At 63.8% G+C, this 26,588-nt stretch carries 19 protein-coding genes and 3 tRNA genes; 8 read left to right on the top strand and 14 right to left on the bottom strand.

What is annotated here, in order from left to right:
* Nucleotides 1-41: 41 nt before the first annotated feature.
* From ACZ2GY_RS02040 to ACZ2GY_RS02060, 5 genes are all read right to left on the bottom strand, one after another.
* A complete protein-coding gene (locus tag ACZ2GY_RS02040) occupies nt 42-725 on the bottom strand; it encodes a DUF4232 domain-containing protein (RefSeq protein ID WP_471672840.1) in 684 nt (227 codons plus the stop codon).
* Nucleotides 726-807: 82 nt separating this feature from the next.
* Nucleotides 808-1,530, bottom strand: a complete 723-nt coding sequence (locus ACZ2GY_RS02045; RefSeq protein ID WP_471672841.1) for a YcnI family copper-binding membrane protein — start codon at nt 1,528-1,530, stop codon at nt 808-810.
* Between the two features lie 76 nt (nt 1,531-1,606).
* The gene (locus ACZ2GY_RS02050; protein WP_471672842.1) at nt 1,607-2,206 is read right to left on the bottom strand and encodes a hypothetical protein; all 600 of its coding nucleotides are present in this window, start codon (nt 2,204-2,206) and stop codon (nt 1,607-1,609) included.
* Nucleotides 2,207-2,323: 117 nt separating this feature from the next.
* A complete protein-coding gene (locus tag ACZ2GY_RS02055; RefSeq protein ID WP_471672843.1) occupies nt 2,324-2,791 on the bottom strand; it encodes a 23S rRNA (pseudouridine(1915)-N(3))-methyltransferase RlmH in 468 nt (155 codons plus the stop codon).
* 91 nt (nt 2,792-2,882) lie between these two features.
* On the bottom strand, nt 2,883-3,290 hold the full coding sequence (locus tag ACZ2GY_RS02060; protein WP_471672844.1) for an ester cyclase: 408 nt from the start codon (nt 3,288-3,290) through the stop codon (nt 2,883-2,885).
* Between the two features lie 138 nt (nt 3,291-3,428).
* On the opposite strand from ACZ2GY_RS02060, the gene ACZ2GY_RS02065 reads away from it, so the two are divergent.
* On the top strand, nt 3,429-3,764 hold the full coding sequence (locus ACZ2GY_RS02065) for a GNAT family N-acetyltransferase (protein WP_471672845.1): 336 nt from the start codon (nt 3,429-3,431) through the stop codon (nt 3,762-3,764).
* 80 nt (nt 3,765-3,844) lie between these two features.
* Here the strand turns inward: ACZ2GY_RS02065 and ACZ2GY_RS02070 are convergent.
* The 3 genes from ACZ2GY_RS02070 to tadA form a co-directional block, all read right to left on the bottom strand.
* Nucleotides 3,845-3,934, bottom strand: a tRNA-Ser gene (locus ACZ2GY_RS02070).
* 50 nt (nt 3,935-3,984) lie between these two features.
* Nucleotides 3,985-4,467: a pyridoxamine 5'-phosphate oxidase family protein gene (locus tag ACZ2GY_RS02075; protein ID WP_471672846.1), complete on the bottom strand. Its 483-nt coding sequence runs from the start codon at nt 4,465-4,467 to the stop codon at nt 3,985-3,987.
* Nucleotides 4,468-4,527: 60 nt separating this feature from the next.
* Complete coding sequence (tadA, locus tag ACZ2GY_RS02080) at nt 4,528-5,007, bottom strand: tRNA adenosine(34) deaminase TadA (RefSeq protein WP_471672847.1); 480 nt, start codon at nt 5,005-5,007, stop codon at nt 4,528-4,530.
* Nucleotides 5,008-5,029: 22 nt separating this feature from the next.
* Between tadA and upp the strand changes: the two genes are divergently transcribed.
* From upp to ACZ2GY_RS02095, 3 genes are all read left to right on the top strand, one after another.
* Nucleotides 5,030-5,665 carry a uracil phosphoribosyltransferase gene (upp, locus tag ACZ2GY_RS02085; RefSeq protein ID WP_056546288.1) on the top strand — a complete coding sequence of 212 codons (636 nt, stop codon included), beginning with the start codon at nt 5,030-5,032 and terminating at the stop codon, nt 5,663-5,665.
* Nucleotides 5,666-6,117: 452 nt separating this feature from the next.
* Nucleotides 6,118-6,960, top strand: coding sequence for a winged helix-turn-helix domain-containing protein (locus ACZ2GY_RS02090; RefSeq protein WP_277358051.1), 843 nt, complete (start codon nt 6,118-6,120; stop codon nt 6,958-6,960).
* 28 nt (nt 6,961-6,988) lie between these two features.
* Nucleotides 6,989-7,513, top strand: a complete 525-nt coding sequence (locus ACZ2GY_RS02095) for a SixA phosphatase family protein (protein WP_471672848.1) — start codon at nt 6,989-6,991, stop codon at nt 7,511-7,513.
* Here ACZ2GY_RS02095 and ACZ2GY_RS02100 read toward each other — a convergent pair.
* On the bottom strand, nt 7,510-8,922 hold the full coding sequence (locus ACZ2GY_RS02100) for a dihydrolipoyl dehydrogenase family protein (RefSeq protein WP_471672849.1): 1,413 nt from the start codon (nt 8,920-8,922) through the stop codon (nt 7,510-7,512). The two genes, ACZ2GY_RS02095 and ACZ2GY_RS02100, sit on opposite strands and share 4 nt — an antisense overlap.
* 98 nt (nt 8,923-9,020) lie before the next feature.
* A tRNA-Arg gene (locus tag ACZ2GY_RS02105) sits at nt 9,021-9,096 on the bottom strand.
* A 292-nt stretch (nt 9,097-9,388) separates the two neighbouring features.
* Here ACZ2GY_RS02105 and ACZ2GY_RS02110 point away from each other — a divergent pair.
* Nucleotides 9,389-11,248: a phosphoenolpyruvate carboxykinase (GTP) gene (locus tag ACZ2GY_RS02110; RefSeq protein ID WP_471672850.1), complete on the top strand. Its 1,860-nt coding sequence runs from the start codon at nt 9,389-9,391 to the stop codon at nt 11,246-11,248.
* 89 nt (nt 11,249-11,337) lie between these two features.
* Here ACZ2GY_RS02110 and ACZ2GY_RS02115 read toward each other — a convergent pair whose 3' ends face one another.
* Complete coding sequence (locus ACZ2GY_RS02115) at nt 11,338-12,744, bottom strand: phosphomannomutase/phosphoglucomutase (protein ID WP_277358042.1); 1,407 nt, start codon at nt 12,742-12,744, stop codon at nt 11,338-11,340.
* A gap of 123 nt (nt 12,745-12,867) precedes the next feature.
* Between ACZ2GY_RS02115 and ACZ2GY_RS02120 the strand changes: the two genes are divergently transcribed.
* Nucleotides 12,868-14,982 (top strand): RecQ family ATP-dependent DNA helicase, encoded by a 2,115-nt coding sequence (locus ACZ2GY_RS02120; RefSeq protein WP_471672851.1) that lies wholly within the window; start codon nt 12,868-12,870, stop codon nt 14,980-14,982.
* 70 nt (nt 14,983-15,052) lie between these two features.
* Here ACZ2GY_RS02120 and ACZ2GY_RS02125 read toward each other — a convergent pair.
* Together ACZ2GY_RS02125 and ACZ2GY_RS02130 are read right to left on the bottom strand one after the other, a co-directional pair.
* Nucleotides 15,053-15,140: transfer RNA gene (locus ACZ2GY_RS02125), tRNA-Ser, on the bottom strand.
* Nucleotides 15,141-15,205: 65 nt separating this feature from the next.
* Nucleotides 15,206-17,296: a prolyl oligopeptidase family serine peptidase gene (locus tag ACZ2GY_RS02130; protein WP_471672852.1), complete on the bottom strand. Its 2,091-nt coding sequence runs from the start codon at nt 17,294-17,296 to the stop codon at nt 15,206-15,208.
* Between the two features lie 91 nt (nt 17,297-17,387).
* Here ACZ2GY_RS02130 and ACZ2GY_RS02135 point away from each other — a divergent pair, with 91 nt between their 5' ends.
* Together ACZ2GY_RS02135 and ACZ2GY_RS02140 are read left to right on the top strand one after the other, a co-directional pair.
* Complete coding sequence (locus ACZ2GY_RS02135) at nt 17,388-19,745, top strand: ATP-binding cassette domain-containing protein (protein WP_471672853.1); 2,358 nt, start codon at nt 17,388-17,390, stop codon at nt 19,743-19,745.
* Nucleotides 19,746-19,805: 60 nt separating this feature from the next.
* Nucleotides 19,806-21,722, top strand: a complete 1,917-nt coding sequence (locus ACZ2GY_RS02140; RefSeq protein WP_471672854.1) for an FAD/NAD(P)-binding protein — start codon at nt 19,806-19,808, stop codon at nt 21,720-21,722.
* A gap of 121 nt (nt 21,723-21,843) precedes the next feature.
* Here ACZ2GY_RS02140 and ACZ2GY_RS02145 read toward each other — a convergent pair whose 3' ends face one another.
* Nucleotides 21,844-26,319, bottom strand: coding sequence for an ExeM/NucH family extracellular endonuclease (locus ACZ2GY_RS02145; protein ID WP_471672855.1), 4,476 nt, complete (start codon nt 26,317-26,319; stop codon nt 21,844-21,846).
* Nucleotides 26,320-26,588: the final 269 nt, after the last annotated feature.

Here is a 26,588-nt window from a genome sequence, read left to right on the forward strand (position 1 = left end):
TGTCAGCTGCGGTGGGAGCACACGGTGCCGAGAGTTTGCTGTCAGGGTGACAGCGGTTTCGTGGGAGCTACCGTCATGAGCACGATGTCTTCGGCTGCGCACGCGGTGCCCGTCTGGTCGACGATCAGCGACTCGGTGTCATTCGGCGGGTACACGCGCAGGCCGGCAACGTCCGTCAGCTCGCAGTCAGCACCGTAGTTCTGTGCGTTTGTCTGCTTCACGGGTGCAACAGCGGATTCACCTGGAGCCAGGATCACCTCGGCGGATTCCGCGGGCTCGCGGTCTGCGGGTGCGCCCACCTGGTTGCCGGCGGCGTCCACATAGGACACCCCCGGGTAGCCGGTGATCTCGCACTCCTCGCTGGCCGTATTCGTGAAGATGATCTGCCGGTAGACGCTGCCCGCTGCGCCGCCGCCCATTTCGGTTTCGAGGACTGCGCTGAGCATGTCGGCGGTGCAGACGCCGTCCGCAGGCGACGCCGTCGGGCTCGCATCTGCGGTGGCGGATTGCGTGGGTTCGCTGCTCTCGGAGGGCTCTGCGGAGGCGGACTTCGAGGTCGATTGGGAAGGCGTCGGCTCCTCCGCGGTCGTCGGCTCCGCGCTAGCAGACGACGCGGGACTGGTCTCTTCCGCTGCCGGCTCGCCGGAGGCGCAACCCGTCAGGGCGAGCGTTCCAAGTGCGACGGCGGCGGCGAGTAGGCGGGAAACGTGTACACGGGTGGTCATGAAACCACCCTTATGGCGAACGTTCCCTGCGTCAAACAGCCGCGACGGCGCGTGGCCGATTGAGGCAGGGAACGTTAGACCCTTACGCCTTGGCGTTGCGCGTGCGCAGAAGGGCGATGACGCCGGCGATCAGCCCGAGCAAGCCGGCTCCAAGCCCCACGTAACCAACGGTGGAGGCGCCGGAGGAGTCATTGCTTGCGGACGCGCTTTCCAGATCAGCTTCTTCGGCGGTGGTTTCCGTTGCCGCTGCTTCCGCGTGGCCGTCTCCCTCGGCTCCGGTCAGCGTGATGGTGGGTGCGGGTGCCTCGAGGCTGTGCGGGTCCTCGCCCTCAGCGGGGATTTCTGCCCAGTCGGTCTCGCCCTCCACACAGCTTTGCAGAACGGGGAACGCAAGCGTTTCACCCTCGCGCTCCGGCAACTGAACCGCCATGTCGAACTGCTGCAGGTAGCCGTCCTCTACAGGGGTCTCGGCTGTGTACACGATCTGCCCGACGCGCTCGGTCACGCTGCTTCCGTTATCCAGTGTCAGCGGCTCATCAAGCGTCTCGGTTACCTTCTCCACCGTCCACCCGGGAACAATCTCCGGCTTGGCGTCCACCAGGGGTTCCGGGAGGGAAATGGTGAGCTTGTTGGTGGGCGAACCCTCGCAGTCGTGCGAGAACGACACAGTCAGCAGGGCGTGTGCGCCCGCCGCCGTGGTGTCGGGGGTGATGTTGACGTGTGCTGCGGCGCCGGTGAGGCCAAGGCCCATCAGGCCAGTGGTTGCGGCGGCTGCGGTCAGGGTACGGCGAACTGAAGATTTCATGGTGTTACCTCTCAAAGGTGCTTGTCCAGGAACAAGCTGAAGTGTGGAAAGGGCGCTGATGTGGCGCCGGTGTTGGCTAGTGAGAGGTGGACAGCGGCGGACCGCGTAGCGGCCTCATGCTCAGCAGCGGCGCGAGGTAGTCGTGGACGGGAGCTGCAGGGATGACCGGGAGATCGGCCAGCGGCGGAAAAGCCACCAGCCGCGGCAGCGCGGCAAGGGGCCGCAGCCACTTCGCCGCCAGTTCCAGCGCCGCTTCCCCGTAATGAAGCATCAGCGCGGTGACAATGACAGCACCGGCGTGCGCCGCGAGCATCAGCGGGTTGTCGAACATCGAGAAGGCATGCGCGTGCTCCATGCCGCCGGCGGGCGTGCAGTGAACCTGTTGCGGACCGAAGTGGACGCTGGAGGTAGGGATGCAGGCCGCCGTCGTCGTCAGTGTTGTGAACGCCTGGTGAAGCAGTACCTGACCGGCGCCGAGGGTACCCAGCACGGCGGGGAGCGGCAGTTTTTTCCGCGACAGGATGGTCACCGCGAGCAGCGTGGTGACCGCGAGCGTTCCGAGGATGAGCGGGCTGGGAAGCCCTGCTCCACCGGCAAGGTGAGCGCCTGCGGCAAGAAAGAAGATAACGACGGCGGTGGCAATCGCGCGTACGAGGCGCGCGTGCGTGCTGGCCATCAGTCTCCTCCTTCCGCGATGCCGTTCTACTTCCTGTAGAAGTAGTAGGTTCTTCCTACTCTATTCGCTGCCGCTGACGCTTTGGCTCGGTCCTACCGCTCGTGATGGTCAGGGCGGCTACTCGTGATGGTAGGGCCGGCGCCCTGCAATTTCCTGGGACCGGTAGAGCTGCTCGGCGAGGATGAGCCGGACCAGCTGGTGCGGGAAGACGAGCGGTGAGAGAGACCAGACAAAGTCGGCGCGTTGGTGCACTTCGGGATTGACGCCGTAGGCTCCGCCGATGATCAATGTGATGTTGCGGGAATTGTCGAGGAGCTGCTGGAGCCGGGCAGCGAGGGTGGGGGAGTCTATGGCTTTGCCCCGCTCATCGAGGAGGAAGACGTAATCGGCGGCGTTCTTCCCGCCCAGCCGTTCGAGGAGGCGTGCCGACTCCTCGTCCCGGGCGGCGTCGCCTTCGCGGGCGGAATGCGGGATGAGTTGCCAGGAAAGGTCAAAGGGCTTCTTCAGCCGCTTCTCGTAGCGGGCAATGCCGTCGGCAACCCAGGGTTCATGTTTCCGGCCGACGGCCAGCGCGCGTAATGCCATGGTTCAACGCTAATGCCGACGCGAAGCGGATCAGCAGTCATAGTGCCGCAAAGGGCACGATGGCTGCTGACCCGGTGTACTCAGATGCGACCTATGCAGCGCCGAGCTGCTTGAGGATACCTGCCTCGTCGGAGCAGCCCCAGCGTTCCACGATCAACCCGTTCTCGAAGCGGGCCACCTGGATTCCGCGGATACGGATGCTGCGTCCGGTCGGTTCAATACCCTGAAAAGGACCCTGGTGTGTCCCAGCGAGAGTGAGTACCACGGTGACCTTGTCTTCGTCTGCCACCAACACTTCACGATTAAGCTCGAGGTCCGGGAAGGCGTTCAGGAAGTCAACCCAGAAGTCGATGATGCCGCGGACACCCGGAGCGGCGTCCGGAGCGGGGTCATGGTCAACGACGTCCTGCGCAAACACTTCATTCAGCCGGTCCACCTCCCGGGCAGCGATGATGGAGCCGAGCTTTTCCTGTGCCTTGAGATTGATATCGCTGGACATGGATGAGTCCTCCTTGGATTGTCAGTAGCCTTACTACCCACCATTGCCGTAAAGGTTGCCGGGCGCAACCCGTGGGCTGTCCTCGGGCATCACTGTGCTCGACTCTGCCGGCTGCGCGTGCCGGGGTACCTTGGTGCCGTGAAAGATATTGTGATCCGCCGCGCCGTCGAAGCTGACGCTGCCGTGATCGACTCCCAGACCGTCGGCTGGATCACCATCGGTCGCGGGCGCGAGGGCACCCCACGGTCCACAGAACTCGAAGGACTCTACGTTCTGGCAAGCCATTACGGAACAGGGGCCGGGCAGCGGCTTGTGGAGGCGGGTCTCGGCGCTGAGCCTGCCTACCTATGGACGGCTGCCGACAATCCCCGCGCACACGCCTTCTACCGAAGGAACGGTTTCAGGCCCGATGGAGCTTCGGCGACGCATGCGATCGTTGGAACGCCGGTTCACATCGTTCGCCTCGTGCGCTGACGTCCTCACGCCGTGGTCGAAACTGAGGAAGCAAAAGGCCCTGTTTCCCGTTGTGACGAGGGAAACAGGGCCTTCTCAGGTGGCGGTGACGGTGGGATTTGAACCCACGTTGGCTTTTACGCCAAACAACATTTCGAGTGTTGCACCTTCGGCCGCTCGGACACGTCACCAACGCCAACACTTTACCGGCTGAGTGACTCTGTGCCCAAAACGGCGGACGCTAGAGGTCGACGACGTCGTTCTTCCCCGGATCAGGGCGCTCGCCGGTAACCATGCCCTTGGCAATCTCGAAAGCCGCAACCACTCGTGGTGTATCAAGCGACCAGTATTCGGCGGTGTCGGCGTCCACCTTGATCAGGGCAACGGACGGATCATCCTTGCCGTCGAACCACGGCTTGACCGAAGAACTCCACAGCTCATCAATCTTGGCGCGGTCCTTCGTCAGCGTCGCCGTCCCCGCTACGGACAGATAGCCCTTGCCGCTGCTGATGGACACGTTCACCTGTGGGTTGGCGCGGATTTCATCCGCCTTCGGGGAGGGGTCCTCCGTGAAGAACCACAGGTCGCCGTCGAACTCTGTCTCCTGCACCGCGAGCGGCCGGCTCACAAGCTGGCCCTGGGCGTTCACAGTGGTGAGGATCGCGATATCAGCGTCCTTCACAATCTTCCTGAGTTCCTTCATGCCGTCCTGTTGCGAATTCATTCCTGCTCCCTATCTGCCGCGATGGCGTGATTGGTAAGTGTACTTAGCAATCACCCTACGTCATCCCCTCCGGGCGGCGAAGAACTCCTTCAACAGGGCTGCGCACTCGTCCTCGCGGACCCCGGGGAAAACTTCGGTCCAGTGATTCAGCCGGCGTTCACGCAGCACGTCAAATACTGACCCGGCGGCGCCCGCTTTCTCATCCCAGGCGCCGAAAATCACGCGGGGAATCCGCGCAAGCACGCTTGCACCCGCGCACATCGAACACGGCTCGAGCGTCACCACCAGCGTGCAGCCTTCCAGCCGCCAGGCGCCCAGCGCGGCAGCCGCCCGCCGGATGGCCAGTACTTCCGCGTGGGCGGTGGGATCGCCGGTTGCCTCACGCTCATTCCAGCCGGTGCCCAGCACCGTTCCATCAGGACCGACGACGACGGCGCCAATCGGCACGTCCGCCGTCTCACCCGTGTGCCGGGCGGCGGCCAGCGCCAGCTGCATCCACGCGGCATGGTCCCGCTCTGCGGGGACGCGGTGGCTGGACATGTGCCAATGATACTTTTGAGCAATGCGCGTTCTGGTAGTGGACCATCCCCTGGTGTCCCATAAATTGACGGTCCTGAGGGACAAGAACACTCCGTCTCCGGTCTTCCGGTTACTCACGGAGGAACTGGTGACACTGCTCGCGTATGAGGCCACGCGGGATGTGCGCGTTGAGCCGGTGCAGATCGAGACTCCTGTCACCACAACGGTCGGAACCGGCCTGGTCAAGCCGACACCCCTCGTCGTTCCCATTCTCCGCGCAGGTCTGGGCATGCTCGAGGGAATGACCCGCCTCGTGCCCACCGCGGAAGTCGGTTTTTTGGGGATGGCCCGGAATGAGGAGACTCTCGAGGCCATCACTTACGCTGAACGGCTCCCTGATGACCTCACGGGCCGGCAGGTGTTCGTGCTCGATCCCATGCTGGCTACGGGAGGAACCCTCCGTGAGGCCATCAAGTTCCTGTTCCGCCGCGGTGCAGCTGATGTCACCTGCATCTGCCTCCTTGCCGCGCCCGAGGGACTCGAGGTCCTCAAGCAGGAACTGGAGGGCAAAAACGTCACCATCGTCCTTGCCTCCATCGACGAGAAACTGAATGAAAACGCCTACATCGTGCCTGGCCTCGGTGATGCAGGAGACCGCCTCTACGGCGTCGTCGGCTAGCTGGGTCGATTGTCCACTATCCGGGCGCTCACCCTTGAGCACTTCCGGACAACCAGAGGTTTTCTGGACAATTTGCCGCTCTGAGATGCGCTCGCTACCTTTTCGTCTTCAAACGCCACGCAACGATGCTGATGGTTTGACATTTTGTCTTCACTGGTAGGGCGTCCACCATGCGGACGCCCTACCATTGTTACTTGTGCGTAGCTGATTGTTACGTGTAATAATTCGGATTGTGAACACCAACTCAGCAGCATCTGCAGCCGCAGCTTATTCCCCGGGCATCATGTCCGCGCAGGAATCTCGCTGCTGTCGAATGTGCGCGTAACGGTTTACCCCACCCTCTTACGCATTCCCTAGCCCAACGGCGGGCTCCACAGAAGCTCCATCTCGACCGGGCACACCCCTGCATTCGAGCCGTGATGACGGCGATTCACCATGAGGTTGTTTAAAACATGACCGTTTCTTCCGGATACGTCCACATTTCCCTCCGCAACGCACAAAACCGCGCGAGTATTCAGCGCCAGACTTACGGGCAGCGCCCGGGGTTTCCGACCTACAGTCAACCGACCGCACCCTCGTATGCGCCGGCCTACGGACAGTTGAAGCCAGTGCCTACACCTGCTGACTCTGCTAACCCCATCACTGCGCCGGTCCCGGTGGTCACTCCCAACGGGATTCCTGGACCGCAGGCGGTAACGGCGGACACCACCGCCCGTGGATTTGTTCTCTACGTTGCACTGGACGAGGACACCGCTGCCGAGAATGACACCACGCTGAGCAAGCTGGCACAGGACGTGCGGGCCTACGTCCGCACACTCGTCCCCGGCGCACAGAGCCACGCCGCCGTCGCGCTTGCTCCGGCAGACGCCGTCGGCACCGATATTGATGTTGTCCGGCAGGCGCTGGGTGACCCTACGGTGAACCGCCGTCAGCGCACCGAACAGCAGCCCACACCTCCTCCGGCTCCACGTCCCACCGGAGTGCTGATTGACCTGTCCCGGCGCGAGGTGCACCTCGACGGTGACATTCTGAACCTGACCTTCAAGGAGTTCGAACTCCTTAACTACCTGGTCGAGAATGCCTCGCGGACAGTTGGCCGCGAGGAACTGCTCAGCGGGTTGTGGCGCAACGCCGATGAGGTTCCAAATGAGCGCACCATTGACGTGCACATCCGCCGCCTGCGCTCGAAGCTTGGCCGTCTGGCCAACACGGTGCGCACGGTTCGCGGGCAGGGTTACCGCTTCTATGAGCACCCTGAAGTTGTGGTGTGGGCTGCCCCGGAGTACTCCATCTAAGGTGCCGCTTTCCAAGTAGGGTGAGGGAATGTCTTCCCACCATCTGAAGCGCCTGATGCTCCTGCGGCACGCGAAGTCGGACTGGCATTCGGATGTGCCGGACCATGAGCGGCCCCTGAGCGGACGGGGACACCGGGACGCGCCACTGATTGGGCGGTGGATGGTGGAGCACGACGCCCTGCCGGACCTCATTCTGACGTCCAGCGCACTACGCGCGCGCCAGACCTGCATCTGGGTGTGCCAGGAGTTGGGGGAGAAGGCTCCGACTCCCCGGCTCGAGCCGAAACTGTATGCGGCAACCGCCACGGAGATACTCGCGGTGATCAACCAGGTGCCGGACACCGCAACAAGCGTCCTGGTGATCGGGCACCTGCCCGGCATCCAGAACCTCGCCATGCGGCTCGCGTCTGTGAACTCCGATGAGGACGCTGTGGTTGACCTTGCCAGCCACTATCCGACGGCGGGACTCACCGTCCTCAGTCATGCCTCGCAGTGGGGGGAACTGGACGGGCGTGACGCCGAGGTGAGCAACTTCGTGGTCCGCCGCGCTTAAAGCCCGTACTTCTCAAGCAGCCGGAGCCACACTTCGCTGATCGTTGGGTACGCGGGCACGGCGTGCCAGAGGCGGTGCAGCGGAACCTCACCGGCAATGGCGATGGTCGCAGCGTGCAGGAGTTCGGCTACGTCCGGTCCGGCGAAGGTCACGCCCACCAGAACCTTCCGTTCCTCGTCCACCACCATCTGCGCCCAACCCTGGTAGCCGTCGGCGTGGAGGGAAGATCCGGCAACCGACAGCTCCAGTGACGTCTCGCTGACGTTCAGCCCGTCCTTGCGTGCTGTCTCGAGTGTCCGGCCCGCCATGGCGATTTCCGGATCGGTGAAGACAACCTGGGGGACGGCGTACGAATCCGCGGTGGCTGCAAACGGCCCCCACCTTTCCGGCGGCCCCTGCAACTCGCCCTTCGCGCGGGCAACGATCGCATCCCCGGTCATCCGGGCCTCGTATTTTCCCTGATGTGTGAGGAGCACTTTCCCGGCGGCGTCGCCCACTGCGTAGAGCCAGGGATGGCCGCTGACCTGGCCGGAGTCATCAGTGTCCAGCCGCCGTGGTTCGAGCCCGAGTTTCTCCACACCGAGACCTGCCAGGGCAGGATGGCGGCCGGTGGAGACGAGGAGCTTCTCTGACTCCACAACGGTTCCGCCGGCGAGGCTCACGCGGAAGCGTTCGCCATCGTAAGCAACCGATTCGGTGCCGGTGTTCAGATGAAGGGTAACGCCGTCGTGCTCCAGGCCCTGCTGCACCAGCCGCGCCGCGGGTTCCGGGTAGCTGCCCAGCAGCGCGCTCCGGGCGATCAGGGTGACCGCTGAACCAAGCCGGGCGTAGGCCTGCGCCAGTTCTGCACCTGCAACTCCGCCGCCCAGCACTGTGAGCGATTCCGGCACTTCCTTGGCAGATGTCGCTTCCCGCGTACCCCAGAAGTTGAGGCCGTCAAGACCGTCGATAGGAGGAATGGTCGGCGCGGATCCCGTAGCGAGAGCGACGGCGTGGCGCGCAACCAGGGTGGTGGCGCCGTCGTCGGTGGTCACCTCGACCCGACGCTCGCCGGTGAGGCGGGCGCGGCCGCGGACCAGTGTGATTCCGGTCTTCTCCACCCATTCGACCTGCGAGGAATCATCCCAGTGCGAGGTGAATTCGTCGCGGCGGGCCAGTACCTGCTGGGCATCAAGGGTGCCGGTGACTGCTTCACGTGAGCCCGCGACCGCGCGCGCGGAGTGCAGGGCGGAACCCGGCCGCAGCAGTGCCTTCGACGGCATGCAGGCCCAGTAGGAACACTCGCCGCCCACCAGTTCCGATTCGACGAGGGTGGCGGAGAGCCCTCCCTGAATCACACGGGCGGCAGCATTCTCGCCCACCGCGCCGGCTCCGATAACAATGACGTCGGTGGTCTGCTCGGCACTCATGGTCCTGAGCTTGGCACCGGAGATGCGGTGGGGCAAGCTCCGAAGAACGGGAGAGGTTAAACCAAAACCGCCCCGGTTGCCCGGAGCGGTTTGTTTAGTGGTGCGCGCGAAGGGATTCGAACCCCCAACCTTCTGATCCGTAGTCAGATGCTCTATCCGTTGAGCTACGCACGCAGTTCAAAGCCGTTGTGAATGACTTCTCCATGGCCGTTTGGCCGTAGATAACTTTACAGCCATTCGGAACCTAATGCTAATTGGCGGAAGTGCTCGATTACAGCCGCAGAGCGGGCTAGACCGGTCTACGTGACGTTTATCACACTAAGCAGGGTGAGGAGTTAGGTAAAACCGCGTACTTGCGCGGATCACCGCGTTCGCAGGACCAACAGTACGCCTCCGACGGCGGAAATCCGCGCTGATACCGCCCCTAGCATCAATACACACCACCCACCCAACGAAGGGACGAGACATGGGCGATTCTGTGCGGCAGCCGTTGCTTGCTGACCGAGCGACTGAGCACGATGCAGTAATGGCTGCACCTACAACTCATCGGGAACTGCTGGCCTGGGTCGAGGAGACTGCCGCGCTGACGCAGCCGGACCGGGTGTATTGGGTCAACGGATCCGCTGAGGAGAACGCACAGCTCAGCGATGAGCTGGTCTCCGCCGGCACCTTCAAGCGCCTCAATCCCAAGCTCTTCCCCAACTCTTTCGCAGCGTTCTCCGACCCGGCCGATGTTGCCCGGGTCGAGGAGCAGACCTTCATCTGCTCGCAGAACGAGCGGGACGCCGGATTCACCAACAACTGGATGGACCCGGACAAGATGAAGGAGAAGCTGCGCGGCCTGTTCGCCGGCTCCATGCGCGGCAGGACCATGTATGTGATCCCCTTCGTCATGGGCCACCTCGATGCGCGGAGCCCGAAGTTCGGCGTCGAGATCACGGACAGCGCCTATGTAGTGACCTCCATGCGCATCATGGCGACCATCGGTACCGAGGTCCTGGACCGGCTGACCGAACTCAATGCCGAGTTTGTCCCGGCCCTTCATTCCGTAGGTGCGCCGCTGGAGCCGGGGCAGCAGGACGTCGCGTGGCCGTGCAACGAGGAAAAGTGGATTGTGCACTTCCCGGAGGAGCGCTCAATCTGGTCCTTCGGATCCGGTTACGGCGGAAACGCTTTGCTTGGCAAGAAGTGCTATGCCCTTCGCATTGCTTCGGTGATGGCCCGGGACGAGGGCTGGCTCGCTGAGCACATGCTCATCCTGAAGCTCACTTCTCCGGAGAACAAGACGTACTACGTTTCCGCAGCCTTCCCGTCCGCTTGCGGCAAGACCAACCTCGCCCTCCTCGACCCGACCATTGAGGGGTGGAAGGTCGAGACACTCGGAGACGACATCACATGGATGCGTTTCGGGAAAGAGGGCGAATTGCGGGCGGTCAACCCCGAAGCCGGCCTGTTCGGCGTGGCGCCCGGCACCGGGTGGGACACGAATCCCAACGCCATGCGTGCCATCGCCAAGGGCAATTCCGTGTTCACCAATGTTGCATTGACTGACGACGGCGGTGTCTGGTGGGAGGGCATGACCGAGGACGTGCCTGCACACCTGATGGACTGGCAGGGCAACGACTGGACGCCCTCCTCGGACAACCCGGCTGCCCATCCCAATGCCCGGTTCTGCACGCCGATCGACCAGATCGACATGCTTGCCGAAGAATTCAACGACCCTGAGGGCGTTGAACTGTCGGCGATCCTCTTCGGCGGCCGCCGAAAGACCACCGTCCCCCTCGTGACGCAGTCACGCGACTGGACCAACGGCATCTTCATGGGCTCCACCCTGTCCTCGGAGACCACGGCCGCCGCTGCCGGAGCGGTTGGCAGGGTGCGCCGCGATCCAATGGCGATGCTGCCCTTCATTGGTTACGATGCCGGTGATTACCTCAGCCACTGGCTGAAAGTCAGCGGCCAGGCAGACCAGACGCGGTTGCCGAAGATCTTCCTCGTGAACTGGTTCCGCCGCACCGCGGACGGCGGCTTTGCGTGGCCGGGCTTCGGTGACAACTCACGGGTGCTCAAGTGGATCATCGAACGGCTCGAGGGCCAGGCCGATGCCGTTGAGACCCCGATCGGGTACGTGCCGGCGCCGGACGCGATCGATCTCACCGGCCTGGACCTCACCGCCGCTGACGTTGAGCAGGCGGTCCGGGTGGATGCTGACGAGTGGGCTGCCGAGCTGGAGGGCATCGAGCAGTGGTACCAGCAGTTCGGGGAGTCACTGCCCGCGGAGCTATCCGGAGAACTGCAGCGGTTGAAGGAGCGTTTCGCGGTCTAGCGGCGGGTAAGCCCTAGCGGCGAGTAGTCCGTAACAGTGTGGCCGGTTCTTCCAACGGGGGGCCGGCCACACTGACTTAAGAAGGGCAGTTACTGCCGGATCTGCTCGAGAACCGCAGTGGTGAGGCTTTCGAGGGTCTCAGGCTTTTCGGCTTCCGCATTGAGCCTCAGGAACGGCTCCGTATTGGACGCCCGGAGGTTGAACCACCAGGAGCCGTCGTCGGCAGTAAAGGTGAGGCCATCAACCTCGTCCACTGTGACGCCGTCGTTCTCGAATTCCTGCCGGACGCGCGCGGTCGCGGCAGCGACGTCGTCGAGCCGGGTGTTGATCTCGCCGGAGGCGAAGTAGGGCTCGTATTCACGGCCGAGCTCGGACAGCGGCTGATCCTGTTCGCCGAGCGCGGCGAGCACATGCATGGCTGCGAGCATTCCGGTGTCTGCGTTCCAGAACTCACGGAAGTAATAGTGAGCCGAGTGTTCGCCGCCGAAGACCGCGCCCTCCTCTGCCATGACGGCCTTGATGAAGGAGTGGCCCACGCGCGTGCGCACCGGCCGGCCGCCCTCTGCGCGAACCAGTTCCGGCACGGCGCGTGAGGTGATCAGGTTGTGGATGATCACGGGTTCCTGCTCGCCGGCAGCCTGCGCACGGCGGATCTCCCTGCGCGCCACCATGCCCGTGATTGCGCTGGGCGAAACCGGGTTGCCCTGCTCATCGATGACAAAGCACCGGTCCGCGTCCCCGTCGAAAGCGAGCCCGATGTCCGCGCCGTTACTGACCACTGCCTGCTGCAGGTCGCGGAGGTTTTCCGGCTCGAGGGGATTGGCGGGATGGTTGGGGAAGGTGCCGTCCAGCTCGAAGTAGAGCGGAATGATCTCGAACGGCAAAGCGTCCAGGTACTCGGCCCCAAGCACTGCTGGCGTAGTGAGCCCTGCCATGCCGTTACCTGCATCCACAACAACCTTCATCGGGCGGCTGCCCGAGAGATCCACCAGCGAACGCAGATACTCGGCGTAATCCTTCAGTACATCCCGTGAGGAAGTGGAGCCACGCCGCTCGCCTGCCGGAATGGTGCCTTCGGCAAGGTACTTCTCCGCCAGCTCCCGGATCTCCGCAAGGCCCGTCTCGGAGGACACCGGGACTGCGCCGGGGCGGGACATCTTCATACCGTTGTACTGGGCGGGATTGTGACTGGCTGTGAAGGTGACGCCTGCGGCGTTGTACCTGCCGCTGGCGTAGTAGAGCTCATCAGTGGAGATCAGACCGAGGAACACCACATCTGCGCCGCGGGTGGTAGCGCCTTCCGCGAAGGCTTCGGAAAACTCCGGCGAGGAAGGGCGCATGTCGCCGCCAACCAGGACGGTTTCCCCGGACAGTTTCAGCACATCAACGAAGGCGGCGCCCACTGCCCGGACGGACTCCGTGGTGATGGTCTCACCGACGATCCCTCGTACGTCATAGGCTTTGAACGATGCGGACAGATCGATGGTTGTGTTCACGCTGGAAAGTCTAACCGCTTGGCTTCGGCCGTCCGGAGGCTGGGGAGTAATGGACGACGACGGTTGTCCACACTGCACCGAAGCCCGCCGAATGCGTCAGTACCAACTGCCATACTGGGGCGCATGGCTGAAACAACCACCCTCCACCAGCAGGCGCTCGCGATACTTCGAACACTCGTGGGGCGCGAGGACGCCGCATTTCATGAGGGCCAGTTCGAGGCTATCGAAGCGCTGGTCAGTGGTGGGCGCCGGGCCCTGGTGGTGCAGCGCACCGGGTGGGGGAAATCCGCCGTGTACTTCGTTGCGAGCCTGCTGCTGCGCGCCATGGGTGCGGGACCCACCCTCATCGTGTCTCCGCTGCTCGCGCTGATGCGGGACCAGGTGGCTGCCGCCGAGCGCGCAGGTGTCCGGGCCGCTGCCATCAATTCGGCAAACCAAACCGAGTGGCAAGAGATCACCACCACGCTCGACGCGGACCAACTGGACGTGCTCCTGGTGTCCCCGGAGCGGCTGAATAACCCGGCCTTCCGCGAGAACCAGCTGCCGGAACTCATCCGTCGCACCGGGCTGCTGGTGATTGACGAGGCCCACTGCATCTCTGATTGGGGTCATGATTTCCGGCCGGACTACCGGCGCCTCCGCGATCTCATCACCACGCTGCCGCAGGGCGTGCCCGTGCTTGCAACCACGGCCACCGCCAACTCCCGCGTGGTCAAGGACGTCGAAGATCAGCTCGGCACCGACGGAACCGCTGTCTACACGCTGCGCGGAGAACTTGCCCGCAAGTCGCTGCGGCTCGGCGTGCTGCGCCTTCCCAGCCCCCGCTCACGGCTCGCGTGGCTCCTGACCCGCCTGAATGATCTGCCTGGAAGCGGGATCATCTACACCCTCACCGTCTCTGCAGCTGAAGACACTGCACGCCTCCTGCGGGAGAGCGGCCATTCCGTGCTGGCCTACACCGGCCGAACAGACCCGGCGGATCGTGAAGCGGCGGAGAAGGCACTCAAGAACAACGAGGTGAAGGCGTTGATCGCCACGAGTGCCCTCGGCATGGGCTTCGACAAACCCGATCTCGGGTTCGTGGTGCACCTTGGCGCGCCGTCCTCTCCGGTCGCCTATTACCAGCAGGTGGGCCGCGCCGGCCGAGGAACCCCCAACGCGGATGTGCTGCTGCTTCCAGGAAATGAGGACCGCGAGATCTGGGAGTACTTCGCCACCTCGTCCATGCCCGCCGAGGACAAGGCGCAGCGGATCCTGGCGGAACTGGCAGGAGGAACGGTGCTCTCCACACCGGCCCTCGAAGCCCGGGTGGACGTGCGGCGATCGCCGCTCGAGCTTCTCCTGAAGGTGCTTGACGTGGACGGTGCGGTGCAGAAGGTGACCGGAGGCTGGCAGGCCACCGGGAGGCCCTGGGAGTATGACCGCGAGCGGTATTCGCGCATTTCCGCAGCCCGAGTGCAAGAGCAGAACTCAATGCTCGACTATGAAAATACCAGTGGCTGCCGGATGGAATTCCTCGCTGCCGCGCTCGATGATCCGCTGGCTGCGCCCTGCGGCCGCTGCGACAACTGTGCCGGGTCCTGGTTCTCGGATGAGGTGTCACACGATGCCTCGGAGAGTGCCGCCAGCGCGCTCGGCAGGGTCGGTGTCCTTCTGGAACCCAGGAGCCAATGGCCATCCGGGATGGACAAGCTCGGTGTCCCCGTCAAGGGACGCATCCCCGCGGACCAGCAGGTCTCCGCCGGACGTGCACTCGCACGCATGACTGACCTCGGCTGGGGGAACCGGGTACGGGAACTCCTTGCGGACTCATCCGAAGACGCCGCGCTGGACCCGGCAGCCGTGCAGGCCTGTGTGCGGGTGCTCGCAGAATGGCAGTGGGACACCAGACCGGTGGCGGTGGTCAGCATGCCCTCACGACGGCGCGCTCTGCTGGTCCGTTCGCTCGCCGAAAGCTTGGCCGGCGTGGGCCGAATCCCTCACCTGGGGGCACTTCAACTGCCGCAGGGCTGGCCGAGCGGCAGCTCCGGCGGCAACAGTGCGTTCCGTCTCGCAGCGGTGTGGGAGAGGTTTGCGGTACCGGACGAAGGCCGTGCCTGGTTCGCGGCGAATCCCGGCCCGGTGCTGCTGGTCGATGATCTGGCGGACAGCCGGTGGAGCCTCACAGTCGCCGGAAGGGCACTGAGGCAGGCAGGCGCCCAGGAAGTGCTTCCCTTTGTCCTCGCACTGAAGGCCTAACCGTTCAGCAGACACGTTCGTGTAAAGGAAAAGGCGCCCCGGTCCAGGACCGAGGCGCCTTTTCGAAACGCGGAGACGGGGGGATTTGAACCCCCGGTAGGCTTTAGGCCCACACTTCATTAGCAGTGAAGCCCATTCGGCCGCTCTGGCACGTCTCCAGCAGCTATTACTAGCCACCCAAGACTACCCAGAACCTCAGGGCAAGAGCAAAATAACGCGGGCCCTACAGCTTGCCCGTCAGCGCTTTCCACACAAACTCGTGGGACATGGCGTGCATGCGCGCCGCCTGGCGGTTATCGGAGGCTCCGGCATGCCCGCCCTCGAGCGCCTCGTGGAACCATACGTTCTTCACCCCGAGCGCCTTCATCCGGGCGGCCATCTTCCGTGCCTGCACCGGGCCCACCCGATCATCGCTCGTAGCGGTCCAGATCAGGGTCTTCGGGTACTCCGTCCCCTTCTGCAGCTGGTGATACGGCGAGAACGTCTGAACGTACTCCCACTGCTCCGGCTTGTCCGGATCGCCGTACTCGGCAATCCACGAGTAGCCCGCGGAGAGTTTGGTGTACCGCTTCATGTCCAGCAGGGGGACACCACACGAGATGGCGCCGAAGAGGTGCGGGTATTTGGTGAGCATGTTGCCCACCAGCAACCCGCCGTTGCTCCTGCCCGTGCAGCCGAGCAGCTCCGGCCGGGTCACTCCGCGGTCCACCAGATCCTGGGCGATCGCGGCGAAATCCTCGTAGGCCCGGTGCCGGTTGGCGTGCAGCGCCGCCTGGTGCCAGGCGGGCCCATACTCGCCGCCGCCCCGGATATTGGCCAGCACGTACACACCGGACCGGCCGTCCTCGGTCCGGCGTTCCAGCCAGCCGCGCCCGGTCACTCCGCTGTACGCGGGTGTCATGGCATGTTCGAATCCTCCGTAGCCGGAGAGCAGCGTAGGGTTGCCGCCGTCGAGCACCAGGTCCTTGGACGCCACCTGGAAGTAGGGAACCCGGGTGCCGTCACTCGATTGCGCGAAGTGCTGCGAGACGGTGAAGGAGGACTCATCAAAGTACGACGGCGACTCCTTCACTTCCGCGTGCGCTCCACCGATGGTGCCGCGCACCACCGTAGTGGGAGTGAGGAAGCCGGTGGCAACCAGCCAGTAGTCATTACCGGCGTCGTCGTCCTCGTCATCGACCGCATACGCATCCACCGAGTGCAGGGGCGGGCAGGCATCCAGCAGTTCGGCCGTCCACGAATCGGCAGGGTTGAGCACGCGGATTTCCGAAGAAACATCCCTGAGCAGGTTGAGCAGGAGGTAGTCCCTCGTCCAGCTCCAGGACTGCAGGGCAGTGTGCGCATCCGGCTCGAAGACGGTTGTCAGTCCGCGGCGCCCGGCGAGGAAGTCCTCCAGAAGGGCCGCCTGAAGCGAGCCTCCGCGGTACGTGACGCCGTCGAGTTCGAAATCGGTCCGTGGCCGCAGCAGCAGCCACTGGCGGTGCAGCGACACGTTGACGTCGTCGGGGACGTCGATGTGCACCCACTCCTCTTCGCCGCGCAGGTAGGTGCGGCTTGAGTAGAAGTCGATAATGTGGGCGGCGATATCGCGTTCGAAGCCCGGCGTCTGATCATGGGCCACTGCGGCCATCATCGAGTTCTCAGGGATCTCGAAGTAGAGCTGCGCAGCGTCCAGCGGTTCACCACGCCGAAGGGTGCGCACTGTGCGGGGGTAGGAGCTCGTGGTCATAGATCCCGGCCCGAAGTCCGTGCCGACATGCAGCGCATCCGGCCCAGCCCAGCTGATCCTGCTCTTTGCCACCGGGATATCGAAGCCGCCCTTCACGAAGGAGCGGTCGGCGAGGTCGTACTCGCGGTAGCGCTGCGCGTCCCCGCCGTCCGGTGAAAGGGCGATCAGGGCCCGCCGGTAGGGATCGCCGTCAGCCGGACGCAGGAACATCGCGCCGCCCCAAACCCACTCCTGACCCTCCACAGCCGCCAGCTCATCGACGTCGAGAAGCGTGTCCCACTCCGGGGCGTCGGTGAGGTAGCTGTCCCAGGTGGTCCGCCGCCAGAGCCCTTTCGGGTGTTCCTTGTCCCGCCAGAAGTTGTAGTAGTGCTCACCGCGCTTCACGACCATCGGAATCCGGTCGGTGGAGTCAAGAACCTCGAGAAGGCGCTGTTCGTCTGCGAGGAAGGCGTCGTTGACCAGAACATCCTCCGTCTCTGCATTCTGGCCGCGCACCCACCGGAGGGGTTCTTCGCCGTAGATATCCTCAAGCCAGAGGAATTCGTCGTCGCTGGTAGGGATGGGATCAGGCACGGTGGACGTCATACCGTTATCTTAGGCAACCTGCCTCGTGAGTGCTCATTGCCTGATCAATCAGGGTCTGCCCATTGCTTGCCCTACCTGATTGGATAGAGCCATGCACATTGCCGACACCCATGACCTGATCCGCGTGCAGGGTGCGCGGGAAAACAACCTGAAGGACATCAGCGTCGAGATCCCCAAACGGCGGCTGACCGTTTTCACGGGGGTCTCGGGATCCGGTAAAAGCTCACTGGTCTTCGCCACGATCGCCGCGGAGTCACAGCGGATGATCAACGAAACCTATAGCGCCTTCGTGCAGGGATTCATGCCCACGCTTGCGCGTCCCGACGTCGATCTGCTCGAGGGGGTAACCACCGCGATCATCGTTGATCAGGAGCGGATGGGCGCCAATCCGCGCTCAACCGTCGGTACGGCCACCGATGCCAACGCCATGCTGCGCATCCTCTTCAGCAGGCTCGGATCCCCATACGTCGGTCCGCCCACCGCCTACTCCTTCAACGTTCCTACCCGCAAGGCGAGCGGCGTCATGTCGACAGACAAGGGCGGCCGGGTGGAAAAGAGTGTTGTCAGCCAGGCCGTCTACCTGGGTGGGATGTGCCCGCGGTGCGAGGGGATGGGCAACGTCAATGACATCGATCGCACGGCCCTGTATGACGACGCGAAGACGCTCGCCGACGGCGCGCTGACAGTTCCCGGGTACTCGATGGACGGCTGGTACGGCAGGTTGTTCGAGGGCATGGGATTGCCGATGGACAAGCCGATCGCCAAATTCACAGCGAAACAGCTCGACACCATGCTCTACGCGGAGCCCACCAAGATCAAGGTCGAAGGAATCAACCTCACCTATGAGGGCATCATCCCGAAGATCCAGAAGTCGATGCTCTCCAAGGACCCTGAGGCGATGCAGCCGCACGTGCGCCGGTTCGTCGAACGCGCAGTGACGTTCCAGACCTGCCCGGAATGCAAAGGGACACGTCTCACCAAGGAGGCGCTCTCCTCGAAAATCAACGGCAAGAACATCGCCGAGCTCTGCGCGATGCAGATCAGCGACCTGGCCGACTGGCTGCGCGATCTCAAAGAACCCACCGTGGCGCCGCTCCTCAAGGGGCTGCAGCACCTTCTCGATTCTTTCGCCGACATCGGCCTGGGCTACCTCTCGCTCGACCGGCCCGCTGGCACGCTTTCCGGCGGCGAGGCGCAGCGGACCAAGATGATCCGCCACCTCGGTTCCTCACTCACCGACGTCACCTACGTTTTCGACGAGCCCAGCATCGGTCTCCATCCGCACGACATCGAACGGATGAACCGGCTCCTGCTTCAGCTGCGGGACAAAGGGAACACGGTGCTCGTCGTTGAACACAAGCCGGAGACCATCACGATCGGCGACCACGTCATCGACCTGGGACCCGGAGCAGGCACGAAGGGCGGGACCCTCTGCTTCGAGGGAACCGTTGAGGGACTGCGAAAATCCGACACCATCACCGGTCGCCACCTCGACGACCGGGCCAGGCTCAAAGACACTGTCCGTCCGGCGGCGAAGGCGCTGGAGGTCAGGGGAGCGTCGACGCACAACCTGCAGAACGTGGACGTCGACATTCCGCTCGGCGTGCTGTGTGTTGTCACCGGCGTGGCCGGATCAGGCAAAAGCTCACTGATCCACGGCTCGGTGGCCAAGCGGGACGGCGTCGTGGTCATCGACCAGGGAGCCATCCGCGGATCGCGGAGAAGCAATCCCGCCACGTACACCGGCCTGCTTGAGCCCATCCGCAAGGCGTTCGCCAAAGCGAACGGGGTCAAGCCCGCGCTGTTCAGCTCCAACTCGGAAGGCGCGTGCCCCACCTGCAACGGCGCCGGCGTTATCTACACCGAACTTGGGGTCATGGCCACCATGGAATCCACGTGCGAGGACTGTGAGGGCAAGCGGTTTCAGGCATCTGTGCTGGAGTACACCCTGGGTGGAATGAACATTGCCGAGGTCCTTGCGATGCCCGTGTCGGATGCCACCGCGTTCTTCGGTGAGGGTGATGCCCGCACCCCGGCGGCGCACAAGGTCCTCGACCGGTTGGCCGACGTCGGTCTTGGTTACCTCAGCCTCGGCCAACCTCTCACCACGCTCTCCGGCGGTGAGCGGCAACGCCTGAAGCTGGCCAGCCAGATGGGCGAAAAGGGAGACATCTACGTTCTCGATGAGCCGACCACCGGTCTGCACCTGGCCGACGTCGAGCAGCTGCTCGGTTTGCTGGACCGCCTCGTCGACTCCGGGAAGTCGGTTCTGGTCATCGAGCACCATCAGGCAGTGATGGCGCACGCTGACTGGATCATCGATCTTGGTCCCGGTGCCGGGCACGACGGCGGCAGGATCGTTTTCGAGGGAACGCCGGCAGAACTGGTGGCTGGCGGAGGTTCCACCCTCACGGGCCAGCACTTGGCCGCCTATGTGGGACGAAGCTGACCGGATGCGCCGGACATCCGGTTGAACCGGCGGATGCTGCGCGGCCGATAATCTAGACGGATGAAAACAACGCGGACGGTGACGGTAGCCATCATTGGCGCCGGTCCGCGTGGTACCTCCGTACTCGAACGTCTGGCAGCCAACTGGGCGGCCCTGCCCAAAGCCAACCGGACGCGCATCGCGGTCCACCTGATCGAGCCCTACGAGCCAGGGCCGGGCCATGTGTGGCGTACCGATCAGTCACGGCATTTCCTGATGAACACCCCGGCGCTGTTTCCCACGGTGGTGCCGGTGGGTGAGGCTGCTGCGGAACGGGCGCCATCGCTTGTTCCGCTGTCCTTCGACGACTGGCGCCAGCTGATGGCGGGCTCTCCGGACGATCGTCTCAGTGACGATGACCGGAAGGAACTCCAGTCGCTCACCTCCGCTGATTTCCCCAGCCGCGCCCTCTACGGCCGCTACCTGGAATGGATCTACAGCTCGCTGACCGCGGCCCTTGGGGACGGCTTTGAGGTAGTGGTTCACCGGTCAGAGGCGCAACACGTGAAGCCGCTGACTGCGGGTTTCCGGGTAAGGCTGAGTGAGGGCGGCACGGTAGTCAGTGATGCCGTCGTGCTTGCGTTGGGCCATCTACCCGCTCAACTCAATCCGGAACAGGAAGCGCTGCGCGACGGCGCGGCCCGGCTCGGCCTGCAGTACTGGCCGCCGAACGTACCCGCAGACGCGGATTGGAACCGGTTGCCGGCGCGCAAACCCGTGCTGGTGCGCGGGCTCGGCCTTAACTTTTTCGACATCATCACCCACCTCACCGAGGGCAGGGGTGGAAGCTTCGTATCCAGTGGTCTGCCGGCAGGGCGGGCGTTGGATTACCACCCTTCAGGCCGTGAGCCGCTGGTAGTCGCCGCGTCGCGTCGCGGCACCCCTTACCGTGCCAAGGCAAAGCTGGACAGCTATGTGCCGCGCAGCATCCAGCTCCGCTACTGCACACCTACCCGCGCATCCAGCTTCGCGGCTGAGGGAACCCAGCCCGGCTTCGATCACGACCTGTGGCCGCTGCTGCACCGGGACGCTGTCTGGGCTTACTACGGGACGCTGGCGCGCACAGCAGGTTTGCCAGATACTTTTCTTCCCTCGCTTCAGGAGGTGCTGGATGCCGCCGATCATGTCTGGCGCCGACGGCTGGAGGAGCTCCTCGATGGAACGGTGGCTCCGGCTGACCGGTTGAATCTGGAAGCGCTCGCCCGGCCCTTCTGGCGGCAACGGTTTGCCTCTGAGGAGGAGTACAACCGTGCCGTGCTCGACTATCTGGAAGAGGACGCCGCCGGTTCCGACCGCGGCGAGAATGACCCATTGAAAATGGCGATCGGAGCCATGAACGCCGGCCGGTCCGTCATCAAGGAGATCGTGGCCGACGGCGGTCTCACCGAGGCGTCATGGACTGCGGAACTGCGCGGATGGTTCGAGCCCCTCGTCGAGGGCCTTGCCAGCGGGCCGCCGGCCCTGCGTATCGAGCAACTGGCAGCGCTGGCTCGCGCGGGCATCGTCCGTTTTGCGGGCCCTGCGCCGCGGTTCGAGCTGGATGCCGCCCTTGGCCGGTTCACTGTTTCCTCACCCTGGGTGGAGGGCAGAAAGTACGACGCCGGTGTCCTCGTTGAGGCGATGATGCCGGCTAACCGTGTGGCGCAGAACCGGTCGGTCCTGCTTCGCCGGCTATTGGAGGACGGCCTGGTCCGGGCACGCACCATGATGTCGGAAGATGGCGTGCCTGAAGTGTCTCCCGGAATCGATGTCAGCAAGCCGCCGTACCGGGCAATCGGCGCCAATGGTCTGGCGCAGGAGAACCTCTATGTCCTCGGCCTGCAGCTGAGTTCCGTGCAGTGGGGGACGGCGATCGCCGCGGAAGCCGGCGCCTCCCTCGATGCCGGCAGCCGTACGCTGCGGGACGCCGACGACATCGCGCGCGCAATCCTTGCCTGACGGGTGCCGTTATTGACGTGAGCTTTCCGACAACATGGCGCTGAACGAAGAAGCGCTCCTCCGCTGCACGGAGGAGCGCTTCTTCATTAGTTCACCAAGGCCTTACCGGCCGCGACGAAATCTAGCCGCGACGGGCATCCGCAAGGCACTTGCGGTACTCGGCCATGGCCTTGCCGTAGCTGTTCGGGTGCCCGGCGCCAGGACCGCGCTCCGGCTTGACCGGGGCGACGCACTCTGCGCCGGCAACCGCTTCGATGGTGACCGGAAGGGTCACCGTCGTGCCGGATTCCTTGGCCACCAGAACGATGCTCCCCGCTCCCGGTGCTGCTGCCGGAACGGTAACCGTGACCTGTGCCGCGCCGTCCGTGACGGGCGTGGTGCCCAGCTGGGTGACCTTGCCGGCGGCGTCGACAAAGCTCGCCGACACGCTGGTGTTGATCGGGCTGCCTAGCGACGTAAGGTTCAGCTTTGCAACGTCGAAGGTGACAGTGTCATCAGCCGTGACGGTGGCCGGTGCATTCTTCACGATCACTGAGCGACGGTCGAAGCTCGGGGACAGTGGGCTGTTCTGCTCGATGTAGCTGATCCAGGCGTCGCGGTCTACAAGTCCCGAGTCACGGACGTCGGTTCCCTGCTGGAAGACGGTGAAGTTATCGCCGCCCTGCGCCAGGAAACTGAAGGTGCCGATCCGGTACTCTGCAGCCGGGTCTAGCGGTGCGCCGTCAATCGTGACCGACGTGATGCGGGAGCCGGCTGCAAGATCCGGGTTGTAGGTGTAGGACACGTTGTCCGACAGCCCGAGCGCCAGGAAGGACCGGGAGGAGCCTTCCGGCTGCCACTGCTGCTCCAGCATCGTGATGAACTGCTCACCGGTCAGGGTGACCGTCCACAGATTGTTGAGGAACGGCAGTACCGCATTCGCTTCGGCGTAGGTGATGACGCCGTCCTCACCGTAGTAGAGCTCGTTCCGCATGCCGCCGGGGTTGATGACACCGATCTCGGCTCCGCCGCGTTCAGCGGATGAGAGCGAGTCCCGCAGTGAGTCAGCGATCAGGTTGCCGAGCGTTGACTCGGACGTCCGGTCATCACGCTTGCCGTTGACGAAGGCTGTAGTGATGTCCGCTGTCACGGATCCAACGGGCTGGTTGCCGATGACTGCTGCTTCGGCGAGCGCCGCGTCAACAATCGTCTTGACCTCGGCGACCCTCGGATAGGTTGCTACCAGCGCAGCCGGGTCAGTGGCCGTGCGTGCAACATTCTGCGCCGTATACGACTTGACCTCGCCGGTGGCGTTATCCACGGTGAGGGTGATGTGGCCGATGAACTCGCCGTAGGAGCCGGTCTGGAGGATCGGACGAGTTTCGCCCTCCGCGCCGGGTACAGGTGCATCCCACGCGTACTGCTTGTGCGTGTGGCCGGTGTAGATGGCGTCGACGAGCGGCGAGGTGCCGGTGACGATGTCAGCGAACGCGCCCCCCGCGGCCACCTCTGCCTCGATGGTGGAACCCTCGACGGCGCCGTCTCCGGCTCCCTCGTGATACTCGGCAATGATGACGTCGGCCAGACCCTGGTCCTCGATCTGCTGCGCCACGCGGTTTACGGCCTCGACGGGATCGCCGAAGTCGAGATCGGCGATTCCGTCAGGGCTCACCAACGAAGGTGTTTCCTGGGTGACGGCACCGATGATGGCAACATCAATACCGCCCACGTTCACAATTTCGTACTCCTGCAGGGCAGGCGTGGTGGTTCCCTTCTGGTACACGTTGGCGCCCAGGTACGGGAACTCCGCGGCGTCGGCCACACGACCGGCCAGGTCCGCAAAACCGCCGTCGAACTCGTGGTTACCGACAGCCGAAGCGCGAAGATCCAGAGCGTTGAGGACGTCGATGGTTGGTTGGTCCTGTGCAACCGAGGAGGCGAAGAGTGATGCTCCGATGTTGTCTCCGGCGGAGAGGAACAGCGAGTTCTCCTCGCCGTACTGGGCGCGCAGTTCCTCGATGGTTCCAGCGAACTTCACGGTGTTCGAGTCGATACGCCCATGGAAGTCATTGATGCCCATGAGGTTGAGCTCGGTCGTGGTGTCCGCCGGTGCCAGGTTCAGACCGACTATCACCGGATCGTGGTCACTCGCCCGGAACTGGTTCGGCGCGTAGAAGTCGGTGGCGTTGTAGTTGTAGCGGCTGTACTCAAGCGCTACGGATTCCACCGCGTTGATGTTCCATACGTCCACGCCGGATACCGCCGCGTCTGCTGCGGGGGAGGCGAGGATGTGGTCAAGGGAACCAACGAGTCCGGAGAAGACGTAGGAGTATCCATCAGTCTTGGCGCCCTGGTTGATGTAGCCGGCCTCGTACAGGACCTGCATGGGATCCTCAGCCGAGTAGGAGTTGAAGTCACCGGCAAGGAAGACCTTGTCTGTGCCCGCTTCAGTCTTCAGCTGTTCAGCGAAGGCGACGAGAGCGGTTGCCTGCTCAACGCGGTCGGCATTGGATGCGCCCTGTCCGTCACCCTGGTCTGCGTTTTCGCCGCTGCCTGATCCCTTGGACTTGAAGTGGTTTGCGATGGCGAGGAACTTGGTGGAGTCATCACCGCCGACAATGTTGAAGGACTGCGCCAGGGGCTTGCGGGCATTTGAGAAGGCGACGTTGTCATCGAGGATGACGGACTGGCCAACGGGCTCCACAACCGCCTTCTTGTAGATGAACGCGGTCCTGATGACGTCCTCGTTCTCGATGGCGGGCAAAGCGTCCGGTGAACGGACGTAGTCCCACACACCGGGGGCAGCCTCATTGAGCGCGGCAGTCAGCGTGGCAAGGGCGGCGTCCCGGTCCTTGCCGAACTTGGCCGAGTTCTCAATCTCCTCGAGGGAGACCACGTCCGCGTCCAGCCCGTTGATCGCCGCAACGATCTTCGCTTCCTGGCGCTCCAGATTCTCTGCATTCGCGGCGCCGCGGGCATCACAGCCGCCGCGGACGGTGACGGGATTGCCGTCGCGGTCCTCGTAGTACGTGCACCCGCTGAGCTGGTCACCTGTGGTGGTGAAGTAGTTCAGCACGTTGAAGGACGCAATTTTGACGTTGCCGCCAACGTTCTCCGGTGCGTCAGGACGTGAGCCCTCGAACACGACGGGCTGAACTTCGGCGGAGTTCACTGCAGTGAGAGCGGTCAGCGGCTGGAACTTCCAGGAGCTGTTGCGGAAATCGAAGACCACTGGCGAGGTGAAAGTTGCCGATGAGTTGACCCGCACCGGCTGCTCCGGTGTGAGGTAGGGCAACGGCTGGTCCATGTTGGCGCTGCTGAGGAAATTGGTGGTGGCGCCGTCGTCGAGCTTGACCCGGCGGGCAGCGTTGTCAGCGGAGACAGCAGCATTCTCGGCCGTTCCCGGCGGAGCGATTTCCGTGGGCTGCACCAGGGGACTGTCCCCGACGGCAAGAGTGATTTCCCCATACTGGTTCAGTGAGTAGTTGTCCGAGACCGTGAAGTCGTTGGTCGGCTGCACGAGCATTCCCTCGAGTGCTTCGCGCGCGACGTCATCCGCGGGGTACGCGATAGAGGCGGTCTTCACAGCCTCCGCGGGCTCCCCGGGCTTGGTCATTCCGCCGGCCAGGACGGTGATCTGTGAGAGGCCGAAGTATTCTCCAGCGGTGCCGGTGACCTCCACGAGGTCACCAACAGCAACGTCAGCAACCGTGGCGGTCGAGTAGATGAAGATGCCGTCAGAGGCGGCATGATCCGCACCGAGGTCACCGCCGGTCCCGGGGGTCTGGATGTAGTAGCCATCAAATCCGCCGGTGGGGTAAGTGGCAGTTACTACGCCGCGGGTGGTGACAACCTGCCCTCCATACGGCGTTGCTCCACCCGTGCCCTGGATCTGATCGATGGGGATCACTTCGCCCGGCGTGGGCGGTTCCGGTTCTGGCTCGGGTTCGCTTCCGGCCGTCTCACCAGCGGCATTGGTGGGAGTGACGGTTTCGGAAACGGTGAAGTCTGTCAGATTGTTGTCGGTGTCAACTCCGCCTGCGCGGTTCATCGACAGCGGGTTGCGGGTGCCGCCGGGGCCTTCTTCGCCTGCGGCCTCGAAGGTGTTGGACTCTCCGTATCCCAACAGGTCAACGACGCCGGGCGCGGCCACAACAGAGCCGACAGGCAGGTTGCTGACAGCAGTAGCTTGATCGGACAGGACGATGGTCCCGCTGCTCCCGCTGATATTCAGCGAGCTGGTCACATCAGCCGCCGGAAGTGCTGCGCCAACAGAGCCGTTGCTGGACGCCTGGATGAGGAAGTTTCCGTTTGCCGGGATGCTTCCCTTCAGCGGCGCAACGCCGGTCGGAGCAACTACCCCCGTCGCTGAACGGTACTGGAGCGACCAGCCGTCCAGGCTCACCGGCGCATCGGTGGTGTTGATCAGTTCTACGAACTTGTGCGTGAACGGTGCGTTGGCACTGCCCCCGTTGACGTACGCCTCATTGATAACGACGCCGGCGCCCGCTTGGGCGTCGACGGTTTCCTCTGCGCTGGCTGGCGAGAACGCCATCGGTGAGGCAATGAGCCCGACCGAAAGCGCTGAGCACAGCGCGCCCCTCCACGAATTTTTCATTCGTCCTGTTTCTCCTTGCTTTTGGCCGGATTACGGCCGCGAGTGATGCCTGCTTCGGCAGTGAGCCTCGGCGGAACTGGCCACGAAAGTGACAATAGGATCTGCCGGTGACATTCCGGTCGCGGCAAGCCAAGCACGCCGCAATGAACGGGTGGTTACCTCGCGGAGAACAGAGCAGCCGGGTTGAGACCATCAACGCGTTTCCCATCGTCGGCCCGGTGGTGCCGGACGTCGGCGTCCTAATATTCACCACTTCGTAGTGATGTAGA

Source organism: Arthrobacter sp. KKT183 (assembly GCF_055657625.1).